Genomic DNA, 13,983 nt, shown 5'->3' with positions numbered 1-13,983 from the left:
TAGGTTGTGTTTTTGTGTGCATATCAGACACACGGAGCCTCAACATGACCCGCCTTCTTTCCACCCTGCAAACCATTCGCCGCCCCCAGACCCTTATGCGTGCCGCCCGCCATGGGTTGAAGGAATACAACCGCGAGCGAGACCTTAAGCGACTGACAAAACACCCAAAAGTCCCCACGCCCCAAAGGGCTTTGGCTGCGCTGGTCGCACTTGAAGAAACGCTTGAAACAAACCGGACCGAAGGCTTCGGGACATACTCCGTCGCAAGGCACATAGAAGTCCTGGCAGCGATCATGGGAGAGTTGCGTCTGCTGCCGGAGTTCAAGACGACCTGAAGAACAGTTAGCGAACAGTTGAGTGTGTTACTCAAGGGCGTCCGGAAGGGACGCCTTTTTACGTTCTATATACGTTCTCAATTCCTCGGCAATTGCCGGGTCCAAATCCGGCGCTTTGTACTGCTCCAACAGGTATCTGACCCGGTCCCCGGCCCGCATCTGGGTGTCCCGAGCCCCCGAATCACGCCAGCTTTCGAAGGACTGGTAGTCCAGAACGTCCGACTTCCAGAATGCGGTTTCGTAGTTGGCCTGCGTGTGCGCGCACCCAAGATAGTGCCCGCCCGGCCCCACCTCGCGCATCGCATCCAGACCAAGCGCGTTTTCATCCATTGGCACCGGGGCGGCCAGTTTGTGCAACGCCCCGAGTTGATCGGCATCCAGCACGAACTTCTCCAAGCTGGCGACCAGCCCACCCTCCAGCCAGCCGCAGGCATGCAGCATGAAATTGACCCCGCCCAACAGACCGGCGTTAAGCGAGTTGGCGGCCTCGTACCCGGCCTGTGCATCGGGCAGCTTGGCACCGCAGAACCCGCCGCCTGAACGATACGGCAGACCGAGACGCCGCGCGAGTTGTCCCGCGCCCCAGGTAATCTGCGCGGTTTCAGGCGTGCCGAAGGTCGGAGCACCGGAATTCATGTCGATCGAGGTGACGAACGCCCCGAAGATCACCGGTGCACCGGGCCGGACCAATTGCGAATAGGCGACGCCGGCCAGAACTTCGGCCAGAACCTGTGTCAGCACACCCGGCACTGTGACCGGCGCCATCGCGCCCCCGACAATGAATGGCGATACGATGCAGGCCTGATTGGCAGCCGCGTAGACCTCCAGTGCGCCCATCATGGCCGCGTCGAACGTGAGCGGGGAATTGATGTTGATCAGAGACGTCATCACCGGGCCCGCGGCGACGGTTTCGGCCCCGAACAGGATTTCGCACATCTCGACACTGTCGCGGGCGCGCGACGGCTCGGTGACTGCCCCCATGAATGGTTTGTCGCTCAGCCGCATATGCGCAAACAGCATGTCGAGATGGCGCTTGTTGACCGGGACGTCGGTGGGTTCGCACACCGTGCCACCGGAATGGTGCAGCCACGGGCTGAGATACGTGAGTTTCACGAACGCTTCGAAGTCGGCCATTGTCGCGTAGCGCCGCTCCCCGTCCAGATCCCGCACGAAGGGCGGGCCATACACCGGGGCGAAGACCGTGCCCTTGCCGCCGATCTCGACCGAGCGGTCCGGATTGCGGGCGGTCTGGGTAAAGGTGGCGGGCGCTGTCGCACACAGCTTGCGCGCAAGGCCTCGCGGGATATGCACCCGGTCGCCCTGTACGTCGGCCCCGGCATCCCGCCACCGTTCCAGCGCGGCGGGGTTGTCAGAGAAAGTGACGCCAATCTCTTCGAGCACCGTTTCTGCCTGCGTCTCTATGATCTCAAGCGCCTCGTCGGACAGAAACGGAATCTCGGGCAGGTGGCGTTGCAACACCGGAGAGGCCTTGAGTTGGAACGCTGTGCGAGTTGCACGCCGGGTGGCCCCGCCCCCTGAGCGGCGACGCCGTTCTGTCCGGACCTGATCCTGCATGCGCACACCTCCGCTGTTGAGAAAAAACCTACACTGCGCGCACGGTTCCGGTGACACTGAATAGCGGCGCTTGGCGGGCGAAAACGACATGATCGCAAACAACCGGATCGGACGGCCCCGGCTCTTGCGCGCGCCCGGGGTGCAACGTAAACGGGCGCTATGACAATGCCCGACCATGAACGCCTTCTGATCATCGACTTCGGCAGCCAGGTAACGCAGCTGATCGCGCGCCGCCTGCGGGAACTGAACGTCTATTGCGAAATCCACCCGTTTCAGAACGTCACGGATGCCTTTCTTGAGGCGTTCGCGCCCAAGGCGGTGATCTTTTCGGGTGGACCTGCCAGCGTGATCGACGACGGCTCCCCGCGCCCGCCGGCCTCGGTGTTCGACCTCGGGGTTCCGATCCTCGGGATCTGCTATGGCCAGCAGGTCATGATGCAGATGCTTGGCGGCAAAGTAGAACGCGGGCATGGAACGGCCGAATTCGGTCGCGCCTATGTCACCCCTCAAGAGGACCGGATCGACCTGCTGAACGGCTGGTTCATCGATGGGCGCGAACAGGTCTGGATGAGTCACGGCGATCATGTCAGCCAGATTGCCCCGGGGTTCGAGGTCTACGGCACCTCCCCCAATGCCCCCTTCGCGATCACGGCGGATATGGACCGACATTTTTATGCCGTGCAGTTCCATCCCGAAGTGCACCACACGCCAAATGGCAAGACACTGTACGAGAATTTCGTGCGCGCTGCCGGGTTCACGGGCGATTGGACCATGGGGGCCTATCGCGAACAGGCCATTCAGGCCATTCGCGATCAGGTTGGCGACAAGAAAGTCATTTGCGCACTTTCTGGCGGCGTCGACAGCTCCGTTGCGGCTGTTCTTATCCACGAGGCGATCGGCGACCAACTGACCTGCGTGTTCGTTGACCACGGACTGATGCGCCTGAACGAAGCCGACGAAGTCGTCACGATGTTTCGCGAACACTACAACCTGCCGCTGATCCATGCCGACGAGTCGGAGCTGTTCCTCTCGGCCCTCGACGGACAATCGGACCCCGAGACCAAGCGCAAGATCATCGGACGCCTCTTCATCGAGGTGTTCGAGAAGTACGCCGCCGAAATCGGCGGGGCCGATTTTCTGGCACAAGGCACGCTTTATCCGGATGTGATCGAGTCGGTCAGCTTCTCCGGGGGACCATCGGTCACGATCAAGTCGCACCATAATGTCGGCGGCCTGCCGGAACGGATGAACATGCAATTGGTCGAGCCGCTGCGCGAACTTTTCAAGGACGAGGTGCGTGCGCTGGGGCATGAACTGGGGCTCCCCGCCTCTTTCATCGGGCGCCATCCGTTCCCCGGCCCGGGTCTGGCCATCCGCTGCCCCGGCGAAATCACACGCCCCAAGCTTGAAATCCTGCGCAAGGCGGATGCCGTCTATATCGACCAGATCCGCAAGCACGGCCTGTATGACGAGATATGGCAGGCCTATGTCGCGATCCTGCCGGTGCGCACCGTGGGCGTGATGGGGGATGGACGGACCTATGATTATGCGTGCGCGTTGCGGGCGGTCACGTCCGTCGACGGCATGACGGCGGATTACTATCCGTTCAGCCACGAGTTTCTCGGAGAGACTGCAACGCGCATCATCAACGAGGTACAGGGCATCAACCGCGTGACCTACGACATCACATCCAAGCCTCCGGGCACGATTGAATGGGAGTAAGGCTGGCAGGCACGCTGAAATGTGACGGCGAAGACGCGGAAATCGTCCGCAAGGCCCTGCCCGAGCACATCCGTCTCAGCCGCGCCGAAACTGGCTGCGTCTCACTCGACGTTACCGAAACTGCGCCCGACGTGTTCGAGGTTGCCGAGCACTTCACCAATGCCGCCGCAGTGAAAAGTCATCAGAGCCGCACCCGAGCGTCCCGCTGGTGGGACCTGACGCGCCACATCCCACGCGACATCACGGTGCAGAAGGAAGACTGACCAGATGCATTCTTCCGCTGCCCCATCCGGCGAGGTTGGCCGCGCCGCCCTCTGGATGCTTGGGGCCATTACGAGCTTTTCGGTCATGGCTGTGGCCGGCCGCAGCCTCAGCGCAACGCATGACACGTTCGAGATCATGATGTTCCGCTCGCTGATCGGGATTGGAATTGTTGTGGGCGTGGCCGGGGCAGCCGGAACACTGCATCAGATCAACCGAACGCACCTTCGCACCCACGCCGCGCGCAATGTCTTTCACTTCACCGGACAGAATCTGTGGTTCTACGCGGTCGCTGTTGCCCCGCTCGCGCAGGTCATCGCGCTTGAATTCACCTCCCCGCTCTGGGTCACGGTTCTGGCGCCGCTTTTTCTCGGAGAGAAGCTGACCCTGAAACGTGGTCTTGCGGCGATCATCGGTTTCGGCGGCGTCCTGCTGGTGGCTCAGCCTCAGGCCAGCGGGTTCAGCGCCGGACTGGCGGCGGCTGCCGGGTCCGCGATCTGCTTTGCCATCACCGCGATATTCACCAAAGCCCTCACGCGCACGGAAACGATCACCTCCATCCTGTTCTGGCTGACTCTCATTCAGGCCATCTTCGGGGTGATCGCGGTTGGCATCGACGGTCAGGTGACCTGGCCAACGCTGCACACAGCGCCCTGGCTGCTGGCCGTTGCCGTCGCTGGGCTCACCGCGCATTTCTGTCTGACCTCGGCACTGCGCATCGCACCTGCGGTCATTGTCATGCCGATGGACTTTCTGCGACTGCCAGCATTGGCGCTCGTCGGCCTTGCGTTCTATCAAGAACCGCTGACTTGGGCTATTGTCGGCGGCAGTGTTCTTATCCTGACTGGTAATTTTATCAATCTGGGCGTCTTTTCTGCCAGAAAGCTGAAGTAAAAGCGCTTTGACGCGGCGTTACAAGTTGACTGATTTTTTCCATCTGGCATAGCGTCGCCCTCACCGCGCACCAAATGACGCGATCTCAGGGAACAAAAAACATGACAAGACTACATCGGATACTGGCCGGAGGGGCAGCTTCGGTTGCAATGGCCGGAACCGCACACGCGGGAGGGGTTGAGCGCGCCAATCAGGGCATCGCTTTTCTCTTTGAGGAAGGAACATACGCAGAACTGGGCTTCGGTCGGCTTGACCCCGATGTCAGCGGTGACCTCGTGGCACTGCCATCGATCAAGACCGGCAACATGCTTGGCGGCGAGAACATCGCATCTGGCGCGTTCAAGACCGATCTGAACGAAAACATCGTTCTCGGGTTCATCATCGACCAGCCTGTCGGCGCAACTGTCCGCTACCCCACTGGCACCAACCACCCTTTCGCCGGGTCCACGGCCGATCTCGAGTCGACCGCTCTGACCGGCTACCTGCGGTACAAGTTCGGCAACGGCTTCAGCGCTATCGGCGGCCTGCGCGCGCAGCGGGTCGAAGGCAACGTGTCGCTGCCCTCCATCCCGGGTTATTCGCTGTCGACCAACAATGACCTCGAGTACGGCTACTCCTTCGGGGTCGCCTACGAGCGCCCGGACATAGCCCTGCGCGTGTCGCTGATGTACAACTCCGAGATCGAACACAGCTTCGAGGGTGTTGAGACGATCTTCAATCCTCTGGCCGGTGGAATTGTCTCCATTCCCGGCGAGTTCGATACAAAGATCCCTCAGTCTGTCACGCTGGATTTCCAGACCGGCGTCGCAGCAGACACATTGGTTTTCGGGTCAATTCGCTGGGTCGACTGGAGCGAGTTCGAAATCAACCCGGATGTATACAGCCAAGCAGTTCTGGCGGGCAATCCGTTCGGGATCACCTATCCGCTGGCTTCTTACCAGAGCGACTCGATCACGTATCGCTTGGGTGTCGGACGTCGGTTCAGCGAAAACTGGTCCGGCGCGTTTTCCGTCGTCTACGAGCCTGATGTTGGTGACATCTTCGGCAACCTCGGCCCTGTTGACGGGCGCACGGGCGTTGGCCTTGGCGTGACGTACTCGCAAGAGAAAATGAAAATCAGCGCGGGCGTCGAATACAGCTGGCTGGGCGATGCGATCTCGCAAAGCCCGGTGGGACAGCCCGGCGATCCCGTTTCGGATTTCCAGGACAACACCTCCATCAGCTACGGCATCCGGGTCGGATACTACTTCTGACCGCGCCGGTCTTTCTGCCACGCAAACCCCCGCCTCTCGCGGGGGTTTTTGTTTGCGCAGGTTTCGGATCGCGCAGGCGCACGCCCTGCGCTAGAGCCGGGGCATGATGATGCAAAAAACCCTTTCCGCCCGAGCATGGGCAGAACTGCTCCTGCTGTCGCTGATATGGGGTGGCAGTTTCCTTGCGATCAGAACCGCACTGGACGAGATCCCCTTTGTCACCTCAGTCGCCTACCGCGTTGCATTTGCAGCCGTCGCTCTGCTGATCTGGTTGCGGATCAGCGGGCAGGCACTGCCCCGTGCCCCGGGCCTCTGGGCGAAATTCGCGGTGATGGGGCTGCTCAACAACGTGGTGCCGTTTCTTTTGATGGCATGGGGGCAGTTGCACATCCCCATCGGACTGACGGCAATCCTGAACGCCACGACAGCGGTGTTCGGTGTCTTGGTTGCAGCCCTGGTGTTTGCGGATGAGCGTCTCACACCGAAACGGATCATCGGCGTTGGGTTGGGCTTTGCAGGCGTGATTACGGCCATCGGCATAGAAAACCTGCTGGCGTTCTCCGTGACCTCGCTGGCGCAGATCGCCGTTCTTGCCGGAACGGTGTCTTATGCCTGCGCCGGGGCATGGGCGCGCGGGCAACTCGGTGGCGTCGCCCCCGTGGTCGCGGCGACATGCATGCTTGTTGCGTCGACCGCAGTCATGGTGCCCATCGCACTCGTCGTGGATGGTGCGCCAAGCCTGCCGCGCCATCCGGCCACCTATGCGGCTGTGGCCTACTACGCGTTGATCGCGACTGCATTTGCCTACCTTTTGTACTACCGGGTGCTCGGCATGGCAGGATCCGGCAACGTCTTGCTCTGCACGTTGATGGTCGTTCCGGTGTCAATCACACTGGGCGCGCTGGTCCGGTCTGAAACGCTTGGTGCATCGGACTACGTTGGGTTTGCCTTGCTCGCGCTGGGTCTGCTGGTTCTGGATGGGCGCTTGACCCGCCGACTGCTTTCCGCTTGAACGCTCAGACCTGAGACAGCGCGAAAGGCGAGCCGCATGGTTGCGAAGCTCTATCAAACAGCCGCGGACTGGCTGGAGGCTCCCAAGAAGCGCATCCTCTTCTTCGGCATGTCGGGGCTCGGCAAGACGCACGTGTCCAATATGCTACGCGAAAGCGGGAACTGGTTTCACTATTCCATCGATTACCGCATCGGCACCCGGTACATGGGCGAGCACATCGTCGACAACTTCAAGCGCGAGGCGATGAAGAACCCGTTTCTGCGCGACCTGTTGATGTCGGACTCGATTTACATCGGTTCCAACATCAATTTCCACAATCTGTCGCCAGTCTCCACCTATCTTGGCAAGCCCGGAGATCCGGACAAGGGTGGTCTGCCCATTGCGGAGTATCGCCGCCGACAGGCCCTGTTCCGGCAGGCGGAATTATCGGCGCTGCTGGATACGGGGCCGTTCATCGACCGGGCTGAGGCGCTCTATGGCTATCCGAATTTCGTCTGTGACACAGGCGGGTCGATCTGCGAATGGGTCGAGCCGTCTGACCCCGCGGACCCGGTCCTGTCGCACCTGTCGCAACACACGCTGATGGTCTGGATCAAGGGTGACGCGGCCCATACCGAAGAGCTTGTGCGCCGTTTCGACCGCGACCCCAAACCAATGGCATATGCACCTGATTTCCTCGACCGGATGTGGGCCGACTATCTGGCAGAGACCGGCGCGCCGGAGGCTCGGGTGGACCCGGATGCCTTTATCCGCTGGACCTATGCGCAAGCGATGGCCCACCGACAGCCGCGCTATGCGGCCATGGCGGAAAACTGGGGGGTCACGGTCGACGCGGACGAGATCAGTGCGCTGCGCGATCCAGTGGACCTTGATGCGCTGATCGCGCGCGCTCTTGGCAACGCAGTCACGGCTGCTTAAGTGCACCTTCCCACACGGCTACCCCGAAAGTCCTCCCAATGCCCATCAAGATTCCAGAAACCCTGCCCGCCTTTGACGTTCTGAACGCAGAAGGCGTGATGGTCATGGGCGAGGATCGCGCTGCACGGCAGGACATCCGACCGTTGCAGATCGGGTTGCTGAACCTGATGCCCAAGAAAATCCAGACAGAGACGCAGTTTGCGCGCCTGATCGGGGCAACACCCCTGCAAATCGACCTGACGTTGATCCGCATGACGGAACACGAGACGCGCAACACCTCCGCCGCGCATATGGAGGCGTTCTACAAGTCCTTCCAGGAGGTCAAATCACGCAAGTTCGACGGGCTGATCATCACCGGTGCGCCGATCGAGCATCTGCCCTTTGAAGATGTCACCTACTGGGACGAACTGTGCGAGGTGTTTGCCTGGACACAAACGAATGTTCTGTCCACTTTCGGCGTGTGCTGGGGCGGCATGGCGATGATCAACTATTTCCACGGGGTCGAGAAACACCTGCTGCCGCGCAAGGCGTTCGGGTGCTTCCGTCATCAGAACCTCGATCCGGCCTCGCCATTCCTGCGCGGGTTCTCGGATGATTTCGTCATCCCTGTCAGCCGCTGGACGGAAATGCGCCAACCCGAGATCGATGCCAAACCCGGCCTGAAAACCCTGCTCGGATCGGACCAGGTCGGCCCATGCCTGATCGAGGATCCGGCGCACCGCGCGCTCTATATCTTCAACCATTTCGAGTATGACAGCGGCACGCTGAAACAGGAATACGACCGCGATGTGGAAAACGGCACGCCGATCAATGTGCCGGACAATTACTATCCCGATGACGATCCTGCGAGAACACCGCTGAACCGCTGGCGATCTCACGCGCACCTTCTATATGGAAACTGGATCAACGAGATATACCAGACCACATCTTATGATATTGAGCAGATCGGCACTTAAGGCAGGCCTCTTCGCAGCGTTTCTGACGCTGATCGGGTGTGGCGGTTCGGGATCGGAGGACACCGTGACACGGGTTGCGACCCCGCCCTTGGGCAGCTTTGCGCAGATCGATGGCAAACAGGTGCACTATACAGATACCGGGCGCGGGCCGGCGGTTGTGCTTCTGCACGGGGCGTCCGGAAACCTGCGGGACATGACCTTCGAGCTCGCCGACCGCCTAGACGATCGCTACCGCGTACTGGCCTTCGACCGCCCGGGGCTCGGATTTTCGGATGCGCTCAACCCGCGCGGCGAGAGCCCGCAGGAACAGGCACGCCACATGGCCAAGGTGCTGGATAGCCTCAACATTCGGCGCGCGATTATCCTCGGTCACTCCTACGGTGGTTCGGTCGCGATGGCCTGGGCGCTGGAACGCCCGGACCAGGTCGCGGGTGTTGTCAGCCTGGCGGGGGCAACGATGCCGTGGCCCGGCGGTCTGGGTCCGTGGTATTCCATCGCCGGGAGCCGCATCGGTGGCGCAACGGTCGTGCCCTTGCTGGTCAATTCGGTGGATGTCTCGGATGCGGACAGCATCGGCGCGCGACTGTTCCGACCCAACGCGCTGCCCTCGGGCTACATTGACTATGTCGGCGTGGATCTGGCCTTGAACACCGACTCGATCCGGCAAAATGCCCGCCAGATCAATCGCCTGAAGCGCAATCTTGAGGTGATGTCAGAAGCCTATCCGACCGTGACTGTCCCGGTTGAGGTCCTGCATGGCAGTGCCGACGGGACCGTGCCGGCTGCCGTGCATGCACAGCCCATGGCGCAGCTTCTGCCCAATGCGGAACTCACACTGTTGCCGGGTATTGGACACATGCCACACCACGCGGCTACGGACGATGTCGTGCGCGCTGTCGACCGTGTGGCCCGGCGCGCCGGATTGCGCTGACCGCCCCAATCGGCATACTGCCCCGGCGACAGACTCCGACACCGGCCCCGCGAGGTATCCCATGACCCTGCCCTTCGATGGCGCGATCACCCGTTTCTATGAGGAGAGCGCTCCGAAGGATGTGCGCGAGGCCATCGCCTCGAACGGGAAAAAGGACGTCCTGGACCCCGAGTTTCCGTATCAGGAGCGGATGGACCGGGACGCCTACGAAGAGACCTTGAAGGACCTGCAAATCGAACTGGTCAAGCTTCAGGCCTGGATCAAGGAGAGCGGCGCGCGTGTCTGTGTGCTGTTCGAAGGGCGCGATGCGGCTGGAAAAGGTGGCACCATCAAACGCTTCCGCGAGAACCTGAACCCCCGGAATGCGCGGGTCGTCGCCTTGTCCAAACCCACGGACCGGGAGGCGCGCGAATGGTATTTTCAGCGCTACATCAGGCAGTTACCAGCGGCAGGTGAAATGGTTCTGTTTGATCGCAGCTGGTACAACCGCGCAGTGGTGGAACATGTTTTCGAGTTTTGCACGGAACCCCAGCGCGCCGCGTTTTTTCGACAGGTCCCGGATTTCGAGACGATGCTGGTCGACGAAGGCATTTATTTCGTGAAGTTCTGGCTGAATGTCGGGCGCGCCGAACAACTGCGCCGGTTTCTGGCCCGTGAGAAGGATCCGCTCAAGCAATGGAAGCTCAGCGCCATCGATGTCGAAGGGCTGAACCGCTGGGATCTCTATACCGAAACCATACGGGAAACGTTCCTGCGCACGGATCTCAATACCGCGCCGTGGACCGTCATTCGCACGGACGACAAGCGCCGCGCCCGCCTTGCCGCGATCCGGCATGTTTTGTCCGGCATCGATTACGACGGCAAGAAACCCGATGTGGTCGCCGAACCGGACCCCAAGATCGTCGGAGGCGTCGACCTCTGGGATGCCTAAGCGCGGCTATCATCACGGCAACCTGCGTCAGGCCCTCGTCGATGCAGCGCTCAAGCTGATCGAGGAAAAGGGTCCGACCGGATTTACCCTGTCTGAAGCCGCCAAGAGCGCAGGTGTGACACCCGCGGCCGTCTACCGGCATTTCTCAGGGCGCGAAGACCTGATCGCGGAATGTGCCTTGCAGGGTCACGCCATTTTCGCGGATCTGATGGAATATGCGTTCAACAACGGCACCCCCTCGGCGCTTGCGGCGTTCGAGGCGACGGGACGCGCCTACCTCGCATTTGCGCGCAGACACCCCGGCCACTACATGGCCATGTTCGAAAGCGGGATTTCCAACAGCATCACGCCGGAACTGGCCAGCGCCTCGGCCCGGTCCCGCGATGTGTTGGAACGCGCGGCGATTGAGCTGTCCAAACACATTCCCGAAGACAAACGCCCCCCGGCAGCGATGTTTTCCGCTCACATCTGGGCCATGAGCCATGGGGTCGTGGAACTGTTTGCGCGGGGCGCGCCGGGCGCGAAAGCCCCCTTCCCGCCCGAAGACTTGCTGGAATCCGGCATCGGGATCTATCTGCGCGGTCTGGGTCTTATTGCGCCGGACAAGTAATGCCCGTCAGCCATCCGGCGCAGGTACCGCGACATCCACGACAAAGCCGAGATGGTTGGAGTTCAACCCCTGCCCGAAGGGGTCTACTCCGGTTGCCTGCACACCGCCCGTGACCAGCGCAAGGTCGATCGGCAGGGCAAACGGCCCGCCGCTTGCGGGCCAAGACGCCGGTTGTGCGCGCAAGGCCCGGAAACCGCTTTCGTCCAGTATCTGCCGCAACGGGTAGCTCCACGGGGGCATGTTGAAGTCTCCGACAACCAGAGCAGGACCTTGCAGCCATCGGTATTGCGCCAGAAGCTGGTGAAGCTCCATCTCGGACACACCGGACATCCACGGCTTCGTCAGGTGGTTTGCGACGACGAACATCGGCGTCCCGGCGGGCGTTTCGATCTCCATGACGCCATAACGCCCGGGCCAGATCGGATTGAGGCTTAGAAACCACGACCGCAGCACGGGCAAGTCGGTAGCCAGCACAAGCTGACAGTCGCGCGAGGTACACGGCGTTACGAAGCTGTATGCTGCCTCCAACTTTTCGATCTCTCCCGCCAGGGCTCCGGCTTCGGCGAAAACAGCGATGTCGGGCTTCTCGGCGACGGTCGCTTCGATGATCCGCGAAGCGTATGCGGTGTTGGTGTTCTCGACGTTGAAAAACAGCACGCTGAAGTCCTCTGGCACCCTGTCGGCAAGCGGAACCGTAACCGACCGATACGATGCGTAGCCAACCGCCCCGCACAGAACCGCGATAAGCAGCAGGGTCGCGCCAAGCCAGCGCGCTCCAAGCAGCAGCGCCGCGCCCGCAAAGGCGCCCCCGACGGCCAGTAACCAAGGCGACAGAGCGTCAAAGATCCGAACTAGGGGACCCACTGCGGTTCCCGTGGCGGTCGACCACGAAAAGGCGGCCAGCGCGATGGCACCAAGGGCGATCGTGACCGTTGCACCGGCAAGAGCGGACCGAAAACTCACCTGACAGCCTTCCCAACACACATGTGCCGCAGCGCGTACCATTCCGGCGCGCGCATGTGAAGGTCATCCGCGATGGGACGCGCCGAACCGGATGGCGCGGCGCGTCCGTGCTGTTAGCCTGTTGCCACGATACCACCCGCTGGATCTGGCTTGGGCACCGTTGCCGCATCGGGCCATGCCGTCGGATCCGTGTCCAGGTCCGGGAAATCCGCCGGATCGAAGACCGGCTTGGCGATCCCTTGGGCCAATTGCGCGCGGAAGTCCGACACAACGCGCATCGCCACGGGGAACAGCATCATCAGTGCCAGCAGGTTGACCACCGCCAGGATGCCCATCATCGGATCCGAGAACGAGAAGACCGCCGTCGCCCCGGGGGCGACCGCACCGAGAAAGACAATCCCGATGATCGCGGCGCGCAAGACATGCAGCGCGTTTGGATTCTCTGTCATGAAGGTCAGTGCATTTTCGCCCAGATAATAATTGTACATGATGGACGAGAACGCAAAAAGCAGGATCGCAAAGGTCAGGAAATACTGCGCCCAGGCCCCGACGTGACTGACCATGGATTGCTGGGTCAGGGCCACGCCATCGACCCCTTCGGCGCCGGGTTGGTACACATCACCCAGCAGGATCACGAAAGCCGTGCACGAACAGATGATGATGGTGTCGATGAAGACCGAAAAGCTTTGCGTGATGCCCTGACTGACCGGGTGCTTGACATAGGCGGTCGCGGCCACGTTGGGTGCGGACCCGAGACCCGCCTCGTTCGAGAACAGACCGCGACGCAAACCCTGGGCGATTGCCGCGCCCATGCCGCCCGCCACCGCCTCACGAAAGCCGAAGGCGTTGGCGACGATGTCGATGATCACACTGGGCAACGAGGTGATGTTGAGAGCGATGATCAACAGTGCCATGCCGATATAGCCGAACGCCATGATCGGGATGACGACATCAGCGGTCTTCGCGATGCGGTGAATGCCGCCGTAGATAATGAACCCTGTAGCAACGGCCAATGCCACGCCGGTGTAGACACGCGGAATGGCGAGACTGTCCAGGGCGGCGCCGGCAACCGTGTTTCCCTGAAATGCGTTGAATCCGATGGCGAAAGACGCGATCAGGCAGACCGCGTAGATGACCGCAAGCCAGCGGTACTTCTCCCCCAGTCCATGGATGATGTAGCGCGCCGGACCGCCGCGATAGTCGCCCTCGGGCGTGGTCTGCTTGAAGGTTTGCGCCAGTGTGGCCTCGATCAGTGCGGTGCACATGCCCACCAGCGCAATAGCCCACATCCAGAACACGGCCCCCGGGCCACCGGCGGTGATGGCCACTGCGACGCCTGCGATGTTTCCGCCGCCCACCCGGCCGCCGACAGACACGAACAACGCCTCTCTCGCGCTGATTTTGGTGGGATCAGAGGTCTCTCCGTCGCCGGTCAGCACGCCGAACATGCGCCTGAAAAACCCAAACTGAACGAAACCGCTGGCAACGGTAAAGAACACGCCGAAAATCACGAGAATGGGAATAAGCGCCCATCCCCATGTCAAATCGTTAATCAAGCCAAACAGAGGATCTAGAAATGTCATCTTACGGGGCCTCCAATGGATGAGTCCAAAGACTAACGG

The 13,983-nt window shown here is 61.3% G+C and carries 14 protein-coding genes; 11 read left to right on the top strand and 3 right to left on the bottom strand.

The features are described from left to right. The first annotated feature begins 44 nt into the window (after positions 1 to 44). Complete coding sequence (locus tag ACP15N_RS00575) at positions 45 to 335, top strand: DUF6477 family protein (protein ID WP_425090270.1); 291 nt, start codon at positions 45 to 47, stop codon at positions 333 to 335. Between the two features lie 27 nt (positions 336 to 362). On the opposite strand, the gene ACP15N_RS00570 is transcribed toward ACP15N_RS00575, so the two are convergent. Further along, on the bottom strand, positions 363 to 1,910 hold the full coding sequence (locus ACP15N_RS00570) for a trimethylamine methyltransferase family protein (RefSeq protein ID WP_425090269.1): 1,548 nt from the start codon (positions 1,908 to 1,910) through the stop codon (positions 363 to 365). A 165-nt stretch (positions 1,911 to 2,075) separates the two neighbouring features. Between ACP15N_RS00570 and guaA the strand changes: the two genes are divergently transcribed. The 10 genes from guaA (at position 2,076) to ACP15N_RS00520 (ending at position 11,398) form a co-directional block, all read left to right on the top strand. After that, a complete protein-coding gene (guaA, locus tag ACP15N_RS00565) occupies positions 2,076 to 3,632 on the top strand; it encodes a glutamine-hydrolyzing GMP synthase (protein WP_425091581.1) in 1,557 nt (518 codons plus the stop codon). Beyond that, positions 3,623 to 3,895 (top strand): putative quinol monooxygenase, encoded by a 273-nt coding sequence (locus ACP15N_RS00560; RefSeq protein ID WP_425090268.1) that lies wholly within the window; start codon positions 3,623 to 3,625, stop codon positions 3,893 to 3,895. Before guaA ends, ACP15N_RS00560 begins: the two co-directional genes overlap by 10 nt. Before the next feature lie 4 nt (positions 3,896 to 3,899). Further along, positions 3,900 to 4,787, top strand: coding sequence for a DMT family transporter (locus ACP15N_RS00555; RefSeq protein ID WP_425090267.1), 888 nt, complete (start codon positions 3,900 to 3,902; stop codon positions 4,785 to 4,787). A 101-nt stretch (positions 4,788 to 4,888) separates the two neighbouring features. Continuing rightward, a complete protein-coding gene (locus tag ACP15N_RS00550; RefSeq protein ID WP_425090266.1) occupies positions 4,889 to 6,040 on the top strand; it encodes an OmpP1/FadL family transporter in 1,152 nt (383 codons plus the stop codon). Between the two features lie 109 nt (positions 6,041 to 6,149). Then, a complete protein-coding gene (locus ACP15N_RS00545; protein ID WP_425090265.1) occupies positions 6,150 to 7,052 on the top strand; it encodes a DMT family transporter in 903 nt (300 codons plus the stop codon). Between the two features lie 36 nt (positions 7,053 to 7,088). Beyond that, positions 7,089 to 7,970 (top strand): ATPase, encoded by an 882-nt coding sequence (locus ACP15N_RS00540; RefSeq protein ID WP_425090264.1) that lies wholly within the window; start codon positions 7,089 to 7,091, stop codon positions 7,968 to 7,970. 38 nt (positions 7,971 to 8,008) lie between these two features. Further along, positions 8,009 to 8,926 (top strand): homoserine O-acetyltransferase MetA, encoded by a 918-nt coding sequence (gene metA / locus ACP15N_RS00535; protein ID WP_425090263.1) that lies wholly within the window; start codon positions 8,009 to 8,011, stop codon positions 8,924 to 8,926. After that, positions 8,901 to 9,857, top strand: coding sequence for an alpha/beta fold hydrolase (locus ACP15N_RS00530; protein ID WP_425090262.1), 957 nt, complete (start codon positions 8,901 to 8,903; stop codon positions 9,855 to 9,857). Before metA ends, ACP15N_RS00530 begins: the two co-directional genes overlap by 26 nt. Before the next feature lie 61 nt (positions 9,858 to 9,918). Then, on the top strand, positions 9,919 to 10,788 hold the full coding sequence (gene ppk2 / locus ACP15N_RS00525; RefSeq protein WP_425090261.1) for a polyphosphate kinase 2: 870 nt from the start codon (positions 9,919 to 9,921) through the stop codon (positions 10,786 to 10,788). Beyond that, a complete protein-coding gene (locus ACP15N_RS00520; RefSeq protein WP_425090260.1) occupies positions 10,781 to 11,398 on the top strand; it encodes a TetR/AcrR family transcriptional regulator in 618 nt (205 codons plus the stop codon). The genes ppk2 and ACP15N_RS00520 overlap by 8 nt, the downstream gene beginning before the upstream one ends. Before the next feature lie 6 nt (positions 11,399 to 11,404). Here ACP15N_RS00520 and ACP15N_RS00515 read toward each other — a convergent pair whose 3' ends face one another. After that, positions 11,405 to 12,361: an endonuclease/exonuclease/phosphatase family protein gene (locus ACP15N_RS00515; RefSeq protein WP_425090259.1), complete on the bottom strand. Its 957-nt coding sequence runs from the start codon at positions 12,359 to 12,361 to the stop codon at positions 11,405 to 11,407. Between the two features lie 113 nt (positions 12,362 to 12,474). After that, positions 12,475 to 13,944 (bottom strand): alanine/glycine:cation symporter family protein, encoded by a 1,470-nt coding sequence (locus ACP15N_RS00510; RefSeq protein WP_425090258.1) that lies wholly within the window; start codon positions 13,942 to 13,944, stop codon positions 12,475 to 12,477. Positions 13,945 to 13,983 lie beyond the last annotated feature (39 nt).

The sequence above is a fragment of the Tropicimonas sp. S265A genome (assembly GCF_049800835.1).
GTDB lineage: Bacteria > Pseudomonadota > Alphaproteobacteria > Rhodobacterales > Rhodobacteraceae > Dinoroseobacter.
The sequence above is the reverse complement of the archived record's forward strand: the minus strand, read 5'-3'. Positions and strand labels throughout refer to the sequence as shown.